This is a genomic window from Pseudomonas sp. NY8896 (genome assembly GCF_039634505.1).
Window position 1 is genome coordinate 5,134,047 of the sequence record NZ_CP132350.1, and the last position, 17,157, is coordinate 5,151,203.

At 64.3% G+C, this 17,157-nt stretch carries 17 protein-coding genes; 2 read left to right on the plus strand and 15 right to left on the minus strand.

Going from position 1 to position 17,157, the window contains the following annotated elements:
* Window positions 1-15: 15 nt before the first annotated feature.
* The 4 genes from fabD to Q9451_RS23125 all read right to left on the minus strand — a co-directional run bounded on the left by fabD (window position 16) and on the right by Q9451_RS23125 (window position 2,819).
* Entirely contained in the window at window positions 16-954 is a 939-nt protein-coding gene (fabD, locus tag Q9451_RS23110; RefSeq protein ID WP_012271161.1) for an ACP S-malonyltransferase, read from the minus strand.
* Between the two features lie 127 nt (window positions 955-1,081).
* Window positions 1,082-2,062 carry a phosphate acyltransferase PlsX gene (gene plsX / locus Q9451_RS23115; RefSeq protein ID WP_041166657.1) on the minus strand — a complete coding sequence of 327 codons (981 nt, stop codon included), beginning with the start codon at window positions 2,060-2,062 and terminating at the stop codon, window positions 1,082-1,084.
* A 33-nt stretch (window positions 2,063-2,095) separates the two neighbouring features.
* Window positions 2,096-2,278, minus strand: coding sequence for a 50S ribosomal protein L32 (rpmF, locus tag Q9451_RS23120; RefSeq protein ID WP_003247154.1), 183 nt, complete (start codon window positions 2,276-2,278; stop codon window positions 2,096-2,098).
* Window positions 2,279-2,291: 13 nt separating this feature from the next.
* Window positions 2,292-2,819: a YceD family protein gene (locus Q9451_RS23125; protein ID WP_012271159.1), complete on the minus strand. Its 528-nt coding sequence runs from the start codon at window positions 2,817-2,819 to the stop codon at window positions 2,292-2,294.
* 96 nt (window positions 2,820-2,915) lie between these two features.
* Between Q9451_RS23125 and Q9451_RS23130 the strand changes: the two genes are divergently transcribed.
* On the plus strand, window positions 2,916-3,494 hold the full coding sequence (locus tag Q9451_RS23130; RefSeq protein WP_012271158.1) for a nucleoside triphosphate pyrophosphatase: 579 nt from the start codon (window positions 2,916-2,918) through the stop codon (window positions 3,492-3,494).
* A 44-nt stretch (window positions 3,495-3,538) separates the two neighbouring features.
* Here the strand turns inward: Q9451_RS23130 and Q9451_RS23135 are convergent, their stop codons facing one another.
* From Q9451_RS23135 to rluC, 3 genes are read right to left on the minus strand one after another with little or no spacing between them, the layout of a single operon-like run.
* Window positions 3,539-4,528 carry a S49 family peptidase gene (locus Q9451_RS23135; protein ID WP_012271157.1) on the minus strand — a complete coding sequence of 330 codons (990 nt, stop codon included), beginning with the start codon at window positions 4,526-4,528 and terminating at the stop codon, window positions 3,539-3,541.
* 6 nt (window positions 4,529-4,534) lie between these two features.
* Window positions 4,535-5,209, minus strand: a complete 675-nt coding sequence (locus Q9451_RS23140; RefSeq protein WP_012271156.1) for an HAD family hydrolase — start codon at window positions 5,207-5,209, stop codon at window positions 4,535-4,537.
* A 3-nt stretch (window positions 5,210-5,212) separates the two neighbouring features.
* Entirely contained in the window at window positions 5,213-6,169 is a 957-nt protein-coding gene (gene rluC / locus Q9451_RS23145) for a 23S rRNA pseudouridine(955/2504/2580) synthase RluC (RefSeq protein WP_041166417.1), read from the minus strand.
* A gap of 796 nt (window positions 6,170-6,965) precedes the next feature.
* Between rluC and rne the strand changes: the two genes are divergently transcribed.
* Window positions 6,966-10,226, plus strand: coding sequence for a ribonuclease E (rne, locus tag Q9451_RS23150; RefSeq protein WP_012271154.1), 3,261 nt, complete (start codon window positions 6,966-6,968; stop codon window positions 10,224-10,226).
* Between the two features lie 105 nt (window positions 10,227-10,331).
* Here the strand turns inward: rne and murB are convergent, their stop codons facing one another.
* The 8 genes from murB to Q9451_RS23190 form a co-directional block, all read right to left on the minus strand.
* Complete coding sequence (gene murB / locus Q9451_RS23155) at window positions 10,332-11,351, minus strand: UDP-N-acetylmuramate dehydrogenase (protein ID WP_012271153.1); 1,020 nt, start codon at window positions 11,349-11,351, stop codon at window positions 10,332-10,334.
* On the minus strand, window positions 11,348-11,812 hold the full coding sequence (locus Q9451_RS23160; RefSeq protein WP_012271152.1) for a low molecular weight protein-tyrosine-phosphatase: 465 nt from the start codon (window positions 11,810-11,812) through the stop codon (window positions 11,348-11,350). Before Q9451_RS23160 ends, murB begins: the two co-directional genes overlap by 4 nt.
* Window positions 11,812-12,576 carry a 3-deoxy-manno-octulosonate cytidylyltransferase gene (kdsB, locus tag Q9451_RS23165; protein WP_012271151.1) on the minus strand — a complete coding sequence of 255 codons (765 nt, stop codon included), beginning with the start codon at window positions 12,574-12,576 and terminating at the stop codon, window positions 11,812-11,814. Before kdsB ends, Q9451_RS23160 begins: the two co-directional genes overlap by 1 nt.
* The gene (locus Q9451_RS23170; protein ID WP_003247142.1) at window positions 12,573-12,758 is read right to left on the minus strand and encodes a Trm112 family protein; all 186 of its coding nucleotides are present in this window, start codon (window positions 12,756-12,758) and stop codon (window positions 12,573-12,575) included. The genes kdsB and Q9451_RS23170 overlap by 4 nt, the downstream gene beginning before the upstream one ends.
* 44 nt (window positions 12,759-12,802) lie before the next feature.
* On the minus strand, window positions 12,803-13,804 hold the full coding sequence (gene lpxK / locus Q9451_RS23175) for a tetraacyldisaccharide 4'-kinase (RefSeq protein WP_012271150.1): 1,002 nt from the start codon (window positions 13,802-13,804) through the stop codon (window positions 12,803-12,805).
* Complete coding sequence (locus Q9451_RS23180; protein ID WP_012271149.1) at window positions 13,804-14,238, minus strand: biopolymer transporter ExbD; 435 nt, start codon at window positions 14,236-14,238, stop codon at window positions 13,804-13,806. Before Q9451_RS23180 ends, lpxK begins: the two co-directional genes overlap by 1 nt.
* A complete protein-coding gene (locus tag Q9451_RS23185; protein ID WP_016391244.1) occupies window positions 14,235-14,870 on the minus strand; it encodes a MotA/TolQ/ExbB proton channel family protein in 636 nt (211 codons plus the stop codon). The genes Q9451_RS23180 and Q9451_RS23185 overlap by 4 nt, the downstream gene beginning before the upstream one ends.
* A 68-nt stretch (window positions 14,871-14,938) precedes the next feature.
* Entirely contained in the window at window positions 14,939-17,155 is a 2,217-nt protein-coding gene (locus Q9451_RS23190) for a DNA internalization-related competence protein ComEC/Rec2 (protein WP_012271147.1), read from the minus strand.
* Between the last annotated feature and the right edge of the window lie 2 nt (window positions 17,156-17,157).

Genomic DNA, 17,157 nt, shown 5'->3' on the forward strand with positions numbered 1-17,157 from the left:
GCAAGCTTCTCCAAATCAGGCCAGCGCCGCACGGGTGGCGGCGACGGCGTCAGGGGTATTGAGGTTGTAGGTGGTCACGCCGTCGGCGCAACGCTTGTTCAGGCCAGCCAGAACCTTGCCCGGGCCACACTCGACCAGGTTGACCGCACCATTGGCGGCCAAGGCCTGTACGCACTCGACCCAGCGTACCGGCTGATACAGCTGTGCCAGCAGGTCGTGCTTGAGGGCATCGAGGTCGGCGGCGACTGCGGCGGTGACGTTCTGCACGACCGGGATCTGCGGGGCCTTCCATTCGATGGCGTTGACCGATTCGGCAAAGCGCTCGGCAGCCGGCTTCATCAGGGCACAGTGCGACGGTACGCTGACCGCCAGCGGCAGGGCGCGCTTGGCACCCTTGGCCTTGCACAGCTCCATGGCGCGGTCTACCGCAGCCTTGTTGCCGGCGATGACCACCTGGCCTGGCGAGTTGAAGTTCACGGCGCTGACCACTTGGTCTTCAGCCGCTTCGGCGCACAGCTCAACGACCACAGCATCGTCCAGGCCGAGGATGGCGGCCATGGCACCATGGCCGGCCGGCACGGCTTCCTGCATCAGCTGGCCACGGCGCTCGACCAGGCGAACGGCGTCTGCCAGGGTGATGCTGCCAGCAGCTACGAGGGCGCTGTATTCGCCCAGGCTATGACCAGAAACGAAGGCTGGCTGTGCGCCGCCCTCTTCCAGCCACAGGCGCCACAACGCGATGGACGCGGTGAGGATGGCCGGCTGGGTCTTGTCGGTCTGGTTGAGTTGCTCCTCCGGGCCTTCCTGGACCAGCTTCCACAGGTCGTAACCGAGTGCCTTGGAGGCCTCCTTGAAGGTTTCGACGATCACTGGCTTCTCGGCGCCGAGTTCGGCGAGCATGCCCAGCGACTGGGAACCTTGACCGGGAAAGACGAATGCGAGAGATGCAGACATAGAACAAGCCCTTATGATCTTGTCGTCGGATAGGGTGCGCCAGGCCCTGGGCCAGGCGCGGAATCTGAAAACTTGGATGGATGCACAGACCAAGCGGTCACATTTAAGCACTTCATGGGCAAAACGCCTAAAGCAACAGGTCTTCGAGGCGCCCATGCAAGCGCTGCGGCAGGTTTTCCTGAATCTCGATCAACGCCCGCTGAATGGCACTCTGAAAGCCCTGCACGCCCGCCGAGCCATGGCTCTTGATGACAATGCCCTGCAACCCCAGGAAGCTCGCACCATTGTGCCGCGCCGGCGCCAGGTCAGCCTGCAGGCGTTTGAGCAGCGGCATCGCTACCGCCCCGGCGGCCCGCGACAACACGCCACCCTTGAACAACTGCTCGATGCGCGCGCCGATCATGGTTGCCAGCCCCTCGCTGGACTTGAGCAGGATATTGCCGACAAACCCGTCGCACACCACTACATCAGCCTCGCCACGGTACAGCCCGTCACCCTCGACAAAGCCTACGTAGTTGAGCCCACGGGCGTTCTGCAACAGGCTGGCCGCCAGCTTGACCTGCTGGTTGCCCTTGATGTCCTCGGTGCCGATATTCAGCAGCGCCACACGCGGCCGATGCACGCCCAGCGCCTGGGCGGCCACCGAGCCCATCACAGCGAACTGGTAGAGGTTCTCGGCGCTGCAATCGACGTTGGCCCCCAGGTCGAGCAATTGGCAGTAACCCGCCTGGGTCGGAATCGCCGCCACCATGGCTGGCCGATCGATACCCGGCAAGGTCTTGAGCACGAAGCGTGATAGCGCCATCAGCGCACCGGTATTGCCAGCACTGACGCAGGCCTGAGCCTTGCCGTCGCGAACCAGCTCAAGGGCGATGCGCATCGACGAGTCCGGCTTGCCGCGCAACGCCTGAGATGGCCGCTCGTCCATGCCGATCACCTCACTGGCGGCGACAATCTGCAGGCGCGCGCGATCCGCAGCCGCAAGGCCGCTGACAAGATCTTCTAGGAGGGAGGGTTGACCGACGAGGGTCAGGTGCAGCGAGGGGGTAGCCGAAAGGCAGGCAATGCTAGCCTGGACAATGCTGCGGGGACCGAAGTCCCCGCCCATTGCGTCGATCGCGATGATCTGAGCGGACAAGGATTACTCGTCAGCGCCCTTATCGACCACTTTGCGACCACGGTATACGCCTTCTGGCGAAACGTGGTGGCGCAGGTGAACTTCACCGGTGGTTTTCTCTACCGACAGCGCGTTTTCCGACAGGGCGTCGTGCGAACGGCGCATGTCACGGGCAGAGCGGGATTTTTTGTTCTGCTGAACAGCCATAATTGATTAACTCCTAAACGTTTGGGTCACGCTTTAACTGCGCCAAAACACTGAACGGGTTGGACCGCGATACCTCGTCCTTGCTCGAATCGGGCTCGTCTGCGCCCGCCGGCTGCTGGCATTCTTCCGGATGATGAGCAGGCACGATTGGCAAGGCGAGCAGAAGCTCCTCCTCGACCAGCGCCTGCAGATCCAAAGGATCTTCGCCCAGTTCCAGCACGTCATAGCCTTTCGGCAACGACTGGGTATTCGCACCCTCCTTCACCACGGCGTAAGTACATTCGCTGTGGATCGGCAGGGTGACCAGCTCAAGACAACGCTGGCAAACCATCTTGACCTCGACGTCCAGCTCGCTGTGGATAACCACCACGTGCTGTTCATCTCGTTCAAAATCGAACTTCGCCTGCACCGTACCGACATTGTCGGAAAGCGGGTCGCAGAGTCTTTCCAAATCAGCGAGTTGCAGCGAACCGTTAAGGGTTACGCCACGATCGGCTAATTTGCGCGGGTCAACGTGAGGTGGAATCGGGTCATTCAACATAGGCGCAGCATTCTAGGGATGCCCCCCGCCCCTGTCAAAGGAAATTAGGCGGCATCGTGCGTGATAGAATTGGTTCAACCGAACCCGGAGTCTACCATGCTTCCTTTGTTACTGGCTTCCAGCTCTGCCTATCGCCGCGAACTGCTTGCACGCCTGCGCCTGCCCTTCACCTGGGCAAGCCCCGACATAGACGAGCAGCGCCTGGCCGACGAGCCTGCCGTAGAGCTGGTACGCCGGCTTGCCAGACAAAAGGCCGAAGCCCTGGCAGACAGCCACCCAGGGCATTTGATCATCGGTTCGGACCAGGTGGCCGTGTTGGGCGAGCAGGTGCTGGGCAAACCCCACACCTTCGAGCGGGCTTGCGAGCAGCTGCTGGAGTGCAGCGGGCAGCAGGTGAGCTTTCTGACCGGACTGGCATTGCTCAACAGCGCGACCGGGCACTGCCAGGTGGACTGCGTGCCATTTACGGTGACGCTGCGCGAATTGAGCAGGGAACGGGTGGAGCGCTATGTGACGGCGGAACAGCCGCTGGATTGCGCCGGGAGCTTCAAGGCGGAGGGTTTAGGGGTAAGCTTGTTCCAGAGCACGCACGGGTGCGATGCGACCAGCTTGATCGGCCTACCATTGATTCGATTGGTGGATATGCTGACCAAGGAAGGCGTTGTCATCCCTTGAGACTTGGGGGCGCTTGCGCCCCCCCCCAGCGACCTCAGCGCGAATCAGCGCAACTGCGGCCCTTGAAAGCCCATCCACATCGCCAGGTGCTCAGCCACGCTGGCCCCCACGCGCTTGGAGAAGCGATCGAACGGCGATTCCTGCACGGTGAAGTCGACCAACTCCTTCTCACCAACGATCTCGCGCGCTACATAGCTGGCACTGCCCAGCCCATCCACCAGCCCTAGCGCCTTGGCCTGCTCACCCGACCACACCAGACCACTGAACAGCTCCGGGTGCTCCTTGTCCTTCAGCCGCTCGCCGCGCCCCTGCTTGACCATGGCAATGAACTGGTTGTGCGTGGTGTCCAGCACGCCCTGCCAGAATCGGGTCTCTTCGGGCTTTTCCGGCGAGAACGGGTCAAGGAAGGCCTTGTGCTCGCCTGACGTGTAGGCGCGCCGCTCCACCCCCAGCTTCTCCATGGTGCCGACAAACCCATAACCGGCCGCCGTCACACCGATCGAGCCCACCAGGCTGGCCTTGTCGGCGTAGATCTCGTCCGCCGCACTGGCAATGTAATAGGCCCCGGAAGCACCAAGATCCGAAATCACCGCATACAACTTGATGGCCGGGTATTCGGCACGCAGACGACGGATTTCGTCATACACGTAGCCTGCCTGCACCGGGCTGCCACCCGGGCTATTGATACGCATCACCACAGCCTTGGTCTTGCTGTCCTTGAACGCATCGCGCAGGCTCTTGACGATGTTGTCGGCGCTGGCAGCCTCCTGATCGGCAATCACCCCACGCACCTCGACCAGCGCGGTATGGCTGGCGCTGCGCGAGGCGGCCTTGTCCATGTCCATCAGCGGGGTGAACAACACCAGGATGCCGAACAGATAGACGAAGGTCAGCAGCTTGAAGAAGATCCCCCAGCGCCGCGAGCGGCGCTGCTCCTGCACGCTGGCCAGCAAGGTCTTTTCCAGCAGCTTCCAGCTTTTGCGCTCTTCGCGCTCCTCGGGCTCGGCCTCGGGGGCCTTCCATTCGTCTGCCATGCTTACCTACCTTGGAAGTGGAATTGCAGTACCACCCAGCCACTCGCGCAGCTGGGAAAAGTGATCGATGCAAACCTGCGGCCCAAACTCGGCCAGCGCCTGTAGCGACATGGCACCATAGCCCACCGCCACCGAATGCATGCCGGCATTGCTGGCCATCTGCAGATCGAATGCAGAATCTCCGACCATCAGCGCACGCCCCGGTTCGACGCCGCAATGCGCGAGGATCTCCTCAAGCATCAGCGGGTGCGGTTTACCACGGGTTTCGTCGGCAGCGCGGGTGATGTCGAAGAACTGCTCCCAACCATTGGCCTTGAGCACCCGATCCAACCCGCGACGAGCTTTGCCGGTGGCCACCGCCAGGCGGTAACCCTCGGCGCGGAAGGCATCCAGCGACTCGACCACGCCCTCGAACAACGGCGAGGGCTGCTGATCCAGCGCCATGTAGATATCGGCATAGTGCTGACGAAAGCGCTCCACCTGCGCAGGCGCCAGGTGCGGGTACAGCGTATGAATGGCCTCGCCCAGGGCCAGGCCGATGATGCCCTTGACTGCATCGTCGCCACTGGGCGCCTCGCCAGCACGCTCGGCGGCGGCATTCATCGCCTCGACGATACGCCCGATGGAATCAGCCAGCGTGCCGTCCCAGTCGAAAATCAGTAGCTCATAGCCCTTTTTCATAGATCAGGATGCACTCAAACGCTCAATGGTTTTCGCCCACACCTCATCCACCGGCGCCTCGAGTTTAAGCTCGCCTCCGTCCGGCAGCGGCACGGTCAGCGCATAGGCATGCAAGAACAGGCGCTTGCCGCCCAGCTCGCGAATCTCGCGACTGAAGTCTTCGTCACCGTATTTGCTGTCGCCGGCAATCATGTGCCCGGCGTGCAGGGTGTGCACACGGATCTGATGGGTACGACCGGTGATCGGGCGCGCCTCGACAATGGTGGCGAATTCGCCAAAACGGCGCAGCACGCGGAACAGGGTCAGCGCCTCCTTGCCCTCGTCGCTCACCTCGACCATGCGCTCACCGGAACGCAGGTTGCTCTTGAGCAATGGCGCATTGACCTGTTTTTTCGAGGTCGGCCAATGGCCACGCACCAGCGCCATGTAGCGCTTGTCGACACCATCGCCGCGCAGGGCGGCATGCAGGTGGCGCAGCATGCTGCGCTTCTTGGCGATCATCAGCAGGCCGGAGGTGTCGCGATCCAGGCGGTGCACCAGTTCCAGCTCCTTGGCATCCGGGCGCAGTTGGCGCAGCGCCTCGATCACCCCGAAGCTCAGGCCGCTGCCGCCGTGCACGGCAATGCCGGCGGGCTTGTTCATCACGATCAGCGCCTTGTCTTCGTAGACGATCGCGGCCTCCAGGCGCTGCAACAGGCCCTGGGCCACCGGTGCCGGTTCGTCACGTTCCGGCAGGCGGACGGGCGGCACCCGCACGATGTCGCCGGCCTGGATTTTGTACTCCGGCTTGACGCGGCCCTTGTTGACCCTCACCTCACCCTTGCGCAGGATGCGGTAGACCAGCGTCTTGGGCACGCCCTTGAGGGCCGTGATGAGGAAATTGTCGATGCGTTGGCCGGCAAGCTCCGGCGCGACTTCGATCAGCTGAACGCCGGAAGTCGGAGGGGTATTGGTCGTCATGGCGGGATCATAACAATTTTTTATGGAATTGAAGCACTTAATCATTGCTGCTATAGTCGCGAACGCCGCCAAAAGCGGCAGGCCAGCGGCACCAGGCTCTTCGCCGGTCCCTGACCTTCGCAATTCTCCAGGACGCGAGGCCGTCCTACGGGGTTTTCGCCAGTTTACCGAATTGCCTGGAATCGCCACCAGCGCTGTGTAGAGAAGACCGAAAAAAAACGACAAGTGCGGTGTTTCACCTGCTTACCCGATTCTTTTCGCTGCACCTCTGCCCGCGAGTCGCTTCCACGCAACGCCCGGCGAATGCTTCGGAAATACCTGCCTTGGACATGAATGGCGCCAGCGCAGAACCAGCGCTGGCGAAAAATGCAACCCGTTGCGGATTCAGCGCGCGGCAGCACCCGAATTATCAGGGATACGTGCAGGGTGGAGATGCACAGCCCTCGGACCGTGTAGCACCGCGTCCGGCCACCAGCCCACTCACGGCTGGCGAGCGGATAAGGTCCTGAACAGATGCCTCCGGGCGTCCACGGCTGACGGTTGATTCCTCCTCCTGACTGAGTGCACAAGGCCCGCTTGGTTGATTCGGATACCTATTCGAAGCCACCGGGGCCTTGTTGGCACCGCAGCAAACAGGACGCGTCGTCGCGACAACGGCAGGCTGGGCAACCGGCTGGTGCCGAACGTCGCTCGACACGGGGGTGGCCCGGCCACCCTTTGCGCACCTTGGCACCGACCATGAGACGTCGTGTGTGCCGAACGCCGTTTCCGGCAGCCCGGAAACCGACGGTACAACATGAAAAGAATGCTGATTAACGCGACTCAACCCGAAGAGTTGCGTGTAGCCCTGGTGGACGGCCAACGTCTCTACGACCTGGACATCGAGTCCGGTGCGCGCGAGCAGAAAAAGGCCAACATCTATAAAGGCAAGATCACCCGCATCGAACCCAGCCTCGAAGCCGCCTTCGTCGACTTCGGCTCCGAACGTCACGGCTTCCTGCCGCTGAAAGAAATCTCCCGCGAATACTTCAAGAAGGCCCCTGAAGGCCGGGTCAACATCAAGGAAGTACTCAGCGAAGGCCAGGAAGTCATCGTCCAGGTCGAGAAGGAAGAGCGCGGCAACAAAGGCGCCGCCCTCACCACCTTCATCAGCCTGGCTGGCCGCTACCTGGTTCTGATGCCCAACAACCCGCGTGCCGGCGGCATCTCCCGCCGCATCGAAGGCGAAGAGCGCAACGAACTGCGTGAAGCCCTGAACGGCCTGACCGTGCCGGGCGACATGGGCCTGATCGTGCGCACTGCAGGCCTGGGCCGCAGCAGCGAAGAAATGCAGTGGGACCTCGACTACCTGCTGCAGCTGTGGACCGCCATCAAGGAAGCGTCCCTGGACCGCGCCGCGCCATTCCTGATCTACCAGGAAAGCAACGTCATCATCCGCGCCATCCGCGACTACCTGCGCCAGGACATCGGCGAAGTGCTGATCGACAGCATCGACGCCCAGGAAGAAGCCCTCACCTTCATCCGCCAGGTGATGCCGCAGTACGCCAGCAAGGTCAAGCTGTACGAAGACAGCGTGCCGCTGTTCAACCGTTTCCAGATCGAAAGCCAGATCGAGACCGCCTTCCAGCGCGTGGTCGACCTGCCTTCCGGCGGCTCGATCGTGATCGACCCGACCGAAGCCCTGGTGTCCATCGACATCAACTCGGCGCGCGCCACCAAAGGCAGCGACATCGAAGAAACCGCCTTGCAGACCAACCTGGAAGCGGCCGAGGAAATCGCCCGCCAGCTACGCCTGCGTGACATTGGTGGCCTGATCGTCATCGACTTCATCGACATGACCCCGGCGAAAAACCAACGCGCCGTGGAAGAACGCGTCCGCGAATGCCTGGAAGCCGACCGCGCCCGCGTGCAGGTTGGCCGCATCTCCCGCTTCGGCCTGCTAGAAATGTCCCGTCAGCGCCTGCGCCCGTCGCTGGGCGAAAGCAGCGGCATCGTCTGCCCACGCTGCTCCGGCACCGGCATCATCCGCGATGTCGAGTCGCTGTCGCTGGCCATCCTGCGCCTGATCGAAGAAGAAGCCCTGAAGGACCGCACCGCCGAAGTGCGTGCCCAGGTGCCGATCCCGGTGGCCGCGTTCCTGCTCAACGAGAAGCGCAACTCGATCACCAAGATCGAACTGCGCACCCGTGCGCGCATCATCATCTTGCCAAACGACCACCTGGAAACCCCGCACTTCGAAGTCCAGCGCCTGCGCGACGACAACCCGGAAGTGCTGAACAACCAGTCCAGCTACGAGATCGCCGCCGCCGAAACCGAAGAAGCGCCGCAGCCGACCGCCACCCGCACCCTGGTACGTCAGGAAGCTGCTGTGAAAACGGCCCCGGCACGCGCCAATGCGCCGGTACCGGCCGCCGCTGAAGAGCCGCAGGCTGCCGCACCGGTCGCCCCTGCCCCGAGCGCTCCGGAGCCAAGCCTGTTCAAGGGCCTGGTGAAGTCGCTGGTCAGCCTGTTCGCCGGCAAGGACGAGCCTGCCGCCGCACCGGTGGTTGCCGCCGAAAAACCGGCCGCTGAGCGCAGCCCACGTAACGAAGAACGCCGCAACGGCCGCCAGCAAAGCCGCAACCGCAACGGCCGCCGCGACGAGGAGCGCAAGCCGCGTGAAGAACGTGCCGAGCGCGCACCCCGCGAAGAACGCCAGCCACGTGAGGAACGCGCACCGCGCGAAGAGCGTGCACCACGTGAAGAGCGCGCCCCACGCGAAGAACGTGCGCCGCGCGAAGAGCGTGCACCACGTCAGCCACGCGAAGACCGCCGCAGCAACCGTGGCGAAGAGCGCGTACGCGAGCTGCGTGAGCCGCTGGATGCTACCCCACCAGCCGAACGCGAAGAGCGCCAGCCGCGCGAAGAACGTGCAACCCGCGAAGAACGTGCTCCACGCGAAGAGCGTGCACCGCGTGAAGAGCGTGCTCCACGTGAAGAGCGCGCACCTCGCGAAGAGCGTGCCCCTCGTGAAGAACGTGCTCCACGCGAAGAGCGCGCCCCTCGCGAAGAACGTGCTCCACGTGAAGAACGTGCCCCGCGCCCACCACGCGAAGAGCGTCAGCCACGTGCCGCAGAAGAAGCGGCCGAACAGGCTGCCGAGCTGGCCGAAGAGCAACTGCCAAACGATGAGCTGCTGCAGGACGAGCAGGAAGCCACCGATGGCGAGCGCCCGCGCCGCCGCTCGCGTGGTCAGCGCCGTCGCAGCAACCGTCGTGAGCGCCAGCGCAACGCCAATGGCGAGCTGATCGACGGCGAAGAAGAAGGCAGCGAAGAGCAACCACAACAGCACCAGGCCACCGAGCTGGGTGCCGAACTGGCCGCCGGCCTGGCAGTGACTGCCGCTGTTGCCACCAGCAACATCAGCACCGACGCCGAAGCCCAGGCCAACCAGCAGGCCGAGCGCGCCACCGCTGAAGTCGCCACCGCAGCAGAAACTGACAACAGCGAAGCCGCCCAACCCGTCGAGCAGGTTGAAAAGGTAGAGCAGGTCGAAGCTGTCGCCAAGGCTGAGGAAGTGGCCGTAGCACCTGCGGTCGAGCAACCGGTCAGCGAGCCAGTGGCCGTGGTCGAGGCAACCGCCGAGCCTGTGGTCGAAATCGCTCCGCAGGCCGCCGTCGAAGCGACACCTGTTGTCGAGCCGGCCGTGGTTGCCGAAACCGTGGCTGCTGAAGCGCCAGTGGAAGCCCCAGCCGTGGAAGCCGGTGAAATCGAACAGGCCCCGGCCGTTGTCGAAGCGGCTTCGGTTGCCAAGCAACCCGCACCGGTAATCGAAGCTCAGCCAGAAGCAGTGGCCGAGCCTGCACCCGTGGTCGTCGAACCTGCAGCGATCGAAGCCCCAGCCGCAGTAGAGCCGGCCACCGTCATGCTGGCGAACGGCCGCGCGCCGAACGACCCGCGTGAAGTGCGCCGTCGCAAGCGTGAAGCCGAGGCTGCCGCCAAAGCCGCACAGGAAGCTGCCGCCACCGAGGAGCCAGCCCTGGAAGCCGCCGATGAGCACAAGCCTCATCACGGTTGATAGCCAAGGCTGAATAAAAAGCCCCGCCAGTGCGAACTGGCGGGGCTTTTTCTTGGCCAAGTGAACGTGGTCGCTGGGTTGGGGCCGCTACGCTGCCCCCTTCGATCAGTAGAGGTTAGGCTCCATTTCCAGCTCAACCCCGAAACGCTCCAGGATATCCGCCTGGATCCGCAGCGCCAGCGCCTGCATCTGCGCCCCGCTCGCCTGGCCATAGTTGACCAACACCAGCGACTGCAGGCGATGCACGCCCGCATCACCATCGCGATGCCCTTTCCAGCCCGCCTGTTCGATCAACCAACCCGCCGCCAACTTCACCCGGCCATCAGCCTGCGGATACGCCACAACGGCCGGATACTGCGCACGAATATGCTCGACCAGACCAGCCGGCACCACCGGGTTCTTGAAGAAGCTCCCAGCATTGCCAAGTTCAGCCGGGTCCGGCAGCTTCTCGCGGCGAATGCTGCAAATTGCATCACTGATCGCCTGCGCAGTCGGCTCGGTTACGCCCTGTTCCGCCAGGCGCTGACGCACTGGGCCGTAATCCAGATGGGCCTGCAGGGTGCGTGTCAGGGCAAAGCGCACACGCAGGATCAACCAGCGCCCGGGGTTGCGCTTGAAAAGACTGTCGCGGTAGCCAAAGGCACACTCCGCCAAACCGAAGTCACGCAGCTCGCCGGTCTCGCGGTCCAGGGCTGTCAGGCCGGCGAATACGTCCTTGATCTCTACCCCATAAGCACCCACGTTCTGCATGGGTGCCGCGCCCACGGTGCCAGGGATGAGGCTGAGGTTCTCCAGCCCGCAATACCCCTGCGTCAATGCCCATTGTACGAATGCATGCCAAGGCTCACCGGCCTCGGCCTCGACCACGACGCGCTCGCCATCGTCACTGAGCACGCGCCGGCCACGGCTGGCCATGTGCAGCACCAACGCATCGATATCACGGGTCAGCAGCAGGTTGCTGCCGCCACCGATCACCAACACCGGGAGGCCTTGCTGCTGCGCCTGGCTCAGCGCCTGGCGTACCTGCAGGTCATCCTGCGCCTGGCTGAAATAGCGCGCCTTCACGTCGATACCGAAGGTGTTGTAAGGCTTGAGCGATACCTGCTCCTGCCACTGCACTGTCATAGCCGCCCCTTGATTTCCAGCACCAGCGCCTGGCAAGCCGCTTCGACCAGGTCGAGCACCTGCTCGAACCCGTCGGCGCCGCCGTAGTACGGGTCTGGCACTTCATCCAGCGCCCCTTGGTAGCGGCGCAGGAACAGGTCAAGCTCGCCCACTGCAGTGGACGGGCGCAGGGCGCGCAAATCGCGCAGATTGCTCTCGTCCATGGCCAGGACCAGGTCGTATTCGGCAAAGTGCGCTGCCCTGACCTGCTGGGCGCGCTGCTGCGACAGGTCGTAACCGCGCGCCAGCGCCGCCTTGCAGGTACGGCTGTCTGGCGCCTTGCCGACATGCCAGTCGCCGGTGCCTGCCGAAGCCACCTGCACCTTGTCGGCCAGCCCGGCGGCCTGCAATTGATGGCGCAGCACGCCTTCGGCGGTGGGCGAGCGGCAGATGTTGCCCAGGCACACGAACAGGACGCGCATCAGGCCTCCAGCAAGCGCCTTACGCGCTCCAGGTCTTCAGGGGTATCCACGCCCACGGCAGGCGCCTCGATGGCGTCCTCGACGTGAATGCGCACGCCGTGCCACAGGGCGCGCAGCTGCTCCAGCGCTTCGGTTTGCTCAAGCCAGCACGGACCCCAGCTGACGAAGTCCTGCAGGAAGCCGACGCGGTAGGCGTACATGCCGATGTGACGGCGATACGGCACGCCCTCCGGCAACACGTTGCGGTCCTTGGCAAAGGCATCGCGAGCCCAGGGCAGCGGCGCACGGCTGAAGGTCAGGGCCAGGCCGTTCTTGTCGCTCACCACCTTGACCGCATTGGGATTGAACACGGTTTCCGGCTCATGAATCGGCTCGGCCAGGGTGGCGATGCCAGCCTCCGGGTGGGCTGCCAGGTTGGCGGCCACCTGGTCGATGATCACCGGTGGGATCAGCGGCTCGTCGCCTTGCACGTTGACCACGATGGCATCAGCCGGCAGGCCGAGGTGCGCGACCACTTCAGCCAGGCGGTCGGTGCCGGATTCATGGTCGGCACGGGTCATCAGCACTTCGGCGCCAAAGGCCTGGCAAGCTTCGAGAATGCTGGCGTCGTCGGTGGCGATGACCACGCGGCTGGCACCGCTCCTGCGCGCCTGCTCCCACACATGCTGCACCATCGGCTTGCCGGCGATCGGCAACAACGGTTTGCCCGGCAAACGCGTGGAGCGCAGCCGGGCGGGGATCACCACGGTGAAGTTCAGGCTCATTTGTCCAGACGCTCGTCGTCGGTCAGGGTACGCGCCTCGCTTTCGAGCATGACCGGGATACCGTCGCGAATCGGGTAGGCCAGGCCCGCGCCCTTGCTGATCAGCTCGGTCTTGTCGGCGCTGAGCTTGAGCGGGCCTTTGGTGATCGGGCAGGCCAGGATATCGAGCAGTTTGGTGTCCATTGAAAGCTTCCTTTAGGCCAGGTGGCCGGAAATTGAAAACGGGCTCAGGGCTTGCGCAGCAAACGCTGTAGCTGGTTGTCGAACCAGGCGCTGAAAGCCGGCGTGGGCTGTGCCTCGACGGCCAGGTACCACCAGTCGTCAGCGGCAAAGGCCCGGCATTTCACCGCGTCCTTCTCGGTCATCACCAGCGGTAACTGCGGGCTGAAGGCCAGGCTCTGGGCGCTGAATTGCGCATGGTCGGCGAAGGGGTGCGGCACCGGCTGCCAGTTTAGCCCCAGCAGGGTATTGAAGAAACGTTGCGGGTTACCGATACCGGCCACCGCATGCAAGCGCTGGCCTGCGGGGAAATGGTCGAGCGCACGGCGCTCGCCGCTGCGCAGGTTAACCAGCGCGGACGGCTGCAGGCAGAAGCCAAAGCCATCGGCGCGGTCAGCATTGGCACCATTGAACAGCACGGCATCTGCATCCAGCAGGCGTTCGGCGGGCTCGCGCAAAGGGCCGGCCGGCAGGCAGCGGCCATTGCCCAGGCCACGGGCGGCATCGATCAGCACCAGTTCCAGGTCACGGGCCAGGCGGTAATGCTGCATGCCGTCGTCGCACAGGATCAGGTCGAGCGGTTCGCTGGCCAGCAACGCCTGCACGGCGCGGGAACGGTCGGGGTCGATCATCAGCGGCACGCCGGTGCGCTGCACGATCAGCAGCGGCTCGTCGCCCGCCTGGTCGGCGCACTGATTGGCCTGCACGCGCCAAGGTAACTGCGGCGGCTTGGCCCCATAGCCACGGCTGACCACGCCCACCTTCAGCCCCAGCTGGCGGCAGTGTTCGATCAGCCAGAGGATCATCGGCGTCTTGCCGGTGCCGCCCACGGTGATGTTGCCCACCACGATCACCGGCACTGGCGCCCGATAGCTGGCGCTTTCGCCACTGAGAAAACGTGCCCGTTTGCGCGTGACCACACGGCGATACAAAGCCTCCAGCGGTCGCAGCAGCGCCAAAGCCGGGTGCCCGGCGTACCAGGCGGCGAGCAAACGGTCGGCGAAAGCCATCAAGGCGTGCCCTGGGCCGCCTCGACGGTGGTCATGCGCAACTGGCTGAAACCGAGCTTGCCGGCGGCATCCATTGCGGTGACCACAGCCTGGTGCGGGGTCTTGCCGTCGGCGCTGATGGCCAGCGGCAGCTTGTTGTCGCCGCCCGACTCACGCTCGATGGCTTCGCTCAAGGTGGCCAGGTCGCTCTTGGGCAGCAGGTGGTTGTTCACCGAATACACGCCTTCGGCGCTGATGGTGATTTCCACCAGCTTGCCCTGATCGGCCGGCGCCTGCTCGGCACTGGCAGCTTCAGGCAGCTCGACGCGCAGCTGGGTCTCGCGAGTGAAGGTGGTGGTTACCACGAAGAACAGCAGCAGGACGAACACCACGTCGATCAGCGACGCCAGGTTGATGTCGACGTTTTCCCGCTGGCGATTGCGCCGGAACTTCACGCCTTGCCTCCGGCCACTTCCACTTCACGGTCGCCCTGGATCACTTCCACCAGCTTGATCGCTTCTTGTTCCATGCCCACCACCAGCTCATCGATGCGGCGCAGCAGGAAACGGTGGAAGAATACCGCCGGGATACCGACCATCAGGCCGGCCGCCGTGGTAACCAGGGCCTTGGAGATACCACCGGCCAGCACGGCGGCGTTGGCGGTCATCTGCGAGCCCATGAAGGCGCTGAAGATGTCGATCATGCCCAGTACGGTGCCCAGCAGGCCCAGCAACGGAGCCATGGCAGCGATGGTGCCGAGGGTGCTGATGTAGCGCTCCAGTTCGTGGATGACACGCGAAGCGGCTTCCTCGATGCACTCTTTCATGATTTCACGACCATGGCGCGAGTTGGCCAGGCCCGCAGCAAGGATTTCGCCCAGTGGCGAATCGGCGCGCAAGGCTTTGAGCTTGTCACTGGTCAGTTGCTTGTCCTTGATCCACATCCACACCTGGCCCAGCAGGTGCGGCGGGGTGACGCGGCTGGCGCGCAGGGTCCACAGGCGCTCGACGACGATAGCCATGGCAGCGATGGAACTCAGAATGATCGGCAGCATCATCCAACCACCGGACTTGACCAATTCCCACACAGTAAACGCCCCTTCGGAAAAAGGCCGCCACTCTACCATAGGACCGCTGGGGGCTCATCTGCCGGAGGTCAGGGAATTGCGACCTCACGCCAGAATCGCCGCTGCACCCGCACACCTTCCGCTTCCCCGTGCCGCCCCAGCACCACCCGCAACGCCCCCTCCACCGCCGTGTCATGCATCACCGCCCCGTGCCGCCGATACCGCTCCACGACCTGCGCATGCGGGTGCCCGAAGCTGTTGTTGCGCCCACGCGAAACCAAAACCCCACGCGGTGCGGTAGCACGGATGAACGCCTCGGTGGACGAACTGCGGCTGCCATGGTGCGGAGCCTGCAGCCAGTCGATTCCGGGCACTTCAGTGGCTGCCAGCCAGGCCCGTTCGGCGCCAGCCTCCATATCACCAGCCAACAACAATCGCTCGCCCTGGGCCTCGACCAGCAGCACGCAGGAGCGGTCGTTGCTGCTCTGCCCATCAGCCCAGTGCCACAGCGAAAAGCGCACGCCGTCCCATTCCCACTGTTCACCACTCACACAAGGCTGCAGCTCAAAGTGTTCCAGCGCTTCACCACCGACAACCCGCTTGACCGGCAAACCCCGCTGAATGGCCCCCGCCCCACCCGCATGGTCGGCATGCGCATGGCTGATCACCATCAGGTCTAGGCTGGCCACCCCCAGCTTATGCAAAGTCGGCAGTACCACCCGCTCCCCCAGGTCACTTTCGCCCCTGGCCGGCCCGGCGTCATACAACAGGTTGTGATGCTGGGTACGCAACAGCACCGCCAGCCCCTGGCCAACGTCCAGCTGCCAGACCTCGACTTGCCCGAGCGGCACCGGCTCCCTGGGCACCCACAGCGCCAGCAGCATCACCGCTCCCAACGCGCGCAGCGGCACACCGCGGGGTAGCAAAACCAACAACGCACCCAGACAGACCAACAGCCAGGCCCACAGTGGCAAGGCCGGCGGCACCCATGCCGGGCGCTGCTGCGCCACCAGTGCCAGCAGCCGGAACAGCCAATCCAGCAAGCCGCCCGCCAGCCACAACAGCGCCTCCCCTACGCCGCCCAGCGGCAGCAACAACGTACCCAGCAACGCCAACGGCAAAACCGCCAGGCTGATCCACGGCACTGCCACAAGGTTGGCCAGCGGTGCAGTCAGGCTTACCGGCAAGCCTGTAGCCAGCAGTACCGGTAGCAAGCCGATGGCAACAACCCATTGCGCACGCGTCCAAGCCTGCCAGGGCCGCCAAGCGCCCAAGCGAGCACTGAAGCAATAGATCAGCGTGGCCACGGCAGCAAACGACAGCCAGAACCCAGGAAGCAGCGCCGCCAGCGGCTCAACCAGCAACACCGCAACGAGCGCCAGCAACAAGGGTAAAAAAGCCCCAAGGTGGCGAAAGCGCAGGCGCCAGAGCAACACCACAGCCAGCATCAGGCAGGCGCGCTGCACGGGCACACCGCCGCCGGCCAACCAGCCGTAGCCCAGCGCCGCGGTCATGGCCAGACCGCAGGCCCAGGGTAGCCATGGCAGCCGTGCCGGCCACAGCCCCCAACGCGCCAGCACGGCAACCAGGCCGTAGAGCAAACCGGCGACCAGGCCGATATGCTGGCCAGAAATTACCAACAGGTGCACCGTGCCGGTGGCCTGCAATGTCTGCCAGTCCTCCCTGGCCAGGCCCGCTCCATCGCCCAGCACCAACGCCACCAACGCTTGCTCACGACCATTGGCCTCGACCGCAAGCAAGCGCTGACGCAGCGCATCGCGCCAGCCACCGGTCACGGGAGCCAGCAGCTGCCCCGCCTTGACCGTGCCCGTGGCGCCCACTCGCCGCGCCAGCAAATAGGCCTCCCGGTCCGGCCCATGCGGATTGAGCAGCCCAGCCGGACGCTGCAAGGTCACGGCCAGCCGCCACTGCTCGCCCGCCCTCAGTGTCGGCCCTTCGAACCAGCTCAATTGCAGGCGCTGCGGCAGTTCGGCCCGCCGCGAGCGTGCCGCCTCCAACTCGAAACGCACGCCTTGTGCTGTTCGGGTCGGCAAACCAACCACCCGCCCTTCCAGCCACAGGGTGCGGCCATCCAGACCGCTAGCCAGGCGATCATCGAGCGCCTGCTGCGCAGACCAGCAAGCCCAACAGAAGCCCAGGAGAAAACAGCCCAACGGCCAACCCCGGGTAAACAGGCTGACGACAGCGCAGCCGGCCAGCACCAGCAGCCATCCGACCGATGGCAACGCGGGGAGAAAGCCCAGGCACAAAAGCCCGAGCGCGAGCGCAAACATCCCTGTGCGCATGA

Coding starts and splice junctions, on each gene's coding strand:
- Q9451_RS23190 (WP_012271147.1), bottom strand. CDS start 17,155: ATGCGCACAGGGATGTTTGCGCTCGCGCTCGGGCTTTTGTGCCTGGGC.
- Q9451_RS23140 (WP_012271156.1), bottom strand. CDS start 5,209: ATGAAAAAGGGCTATGAGCTACTGATTTTCGACTGGGACGGCACGCTG.
- Q9451_RS23170 (WP_003247142.1), bottom strand. CDS start 12,758: ATGGACACCAAACTGCTCGATATCCTGGCCTGCCCGATCACCAAAGGC.
- fabD (WP_012271161.1), bottom strand. CDS start 954: ATGTCTGCATCTCTCGCATTCGTCTTTCCCGGTCAAGGTTCCCAGTCG.
- Q9451_RS23130 (WP_012271158.1), top strand. CDS start 2,916: ATGCTTCCTTTGTTACTGGCTTCCAGCTCTGCCTATCGCCGCGAACTG.
- rne (WP_012271154.1), top strand. CDS start 6,966: ATGAAAAGAATGCTGATTAACGCGACTCAACCCGAAGAGTTGCGTGTA.
- Q9451_RS23160 (WP_012271152.1), bottom strand. CDS start 11,812: ATGCGCGTCCTGTTCGTGTGCCTGGGCAACATCTGCCGCTCGCCCACC.
- plsX (WP_041166657.1), bottom strand. CDS start 2,062: ATGGGCGGGGACTTCGGTCCCCGCAGCATTGTCCAGGCTAGCATTGCC.
- murB (WP_012271153.1), bottom strand. CDS start 11,351: ATGACAGTGCAGTGGCAGGAGCAGGTATCGCTCAAGCCTTACAACACC.
- Q9451_RS23135 (WP_012271157.1), bottom strand. CDS start 4,528: ATGGCAGACGAATGGAAGGCCCCCGAGGCCGAGCCCGAGGAGCGCGAA.
- lpxK (WP_012271150.1), bottom strand. CDS start 13,804: ATGGCTTTCGCCGACCGTTTGCTCGCCGCCTGGTACGCCGGGCACCCG.
- rpmF (WP_003247154.1), bottom strand. CDS start 2,278: ATGGCTGTTCAGCAGAACAAAAAATCCCGCTCTGCCCGTGACATGCGC.
- kdsB (WP_012271151.1), bottom strand. CDS start 12,576: ATGAGCCTGAACTTCACCGTGGTGATCCCCGCCCGGCTGCGCTCCACG.
- rluC (WP_041166417.1), bottom strand. CDS start 6,169: ATGACGACCAATACCCCTCCGACTTCCGGCGTTCAGCTGATCGAAGTC.
- Q9451_RS23125 (WP_012271159.1), bottom strand. CDS start 2,819: ATGTTGAATGACCCGATTCCACCTCACGTTGACCCGCGCAAATTAGCC.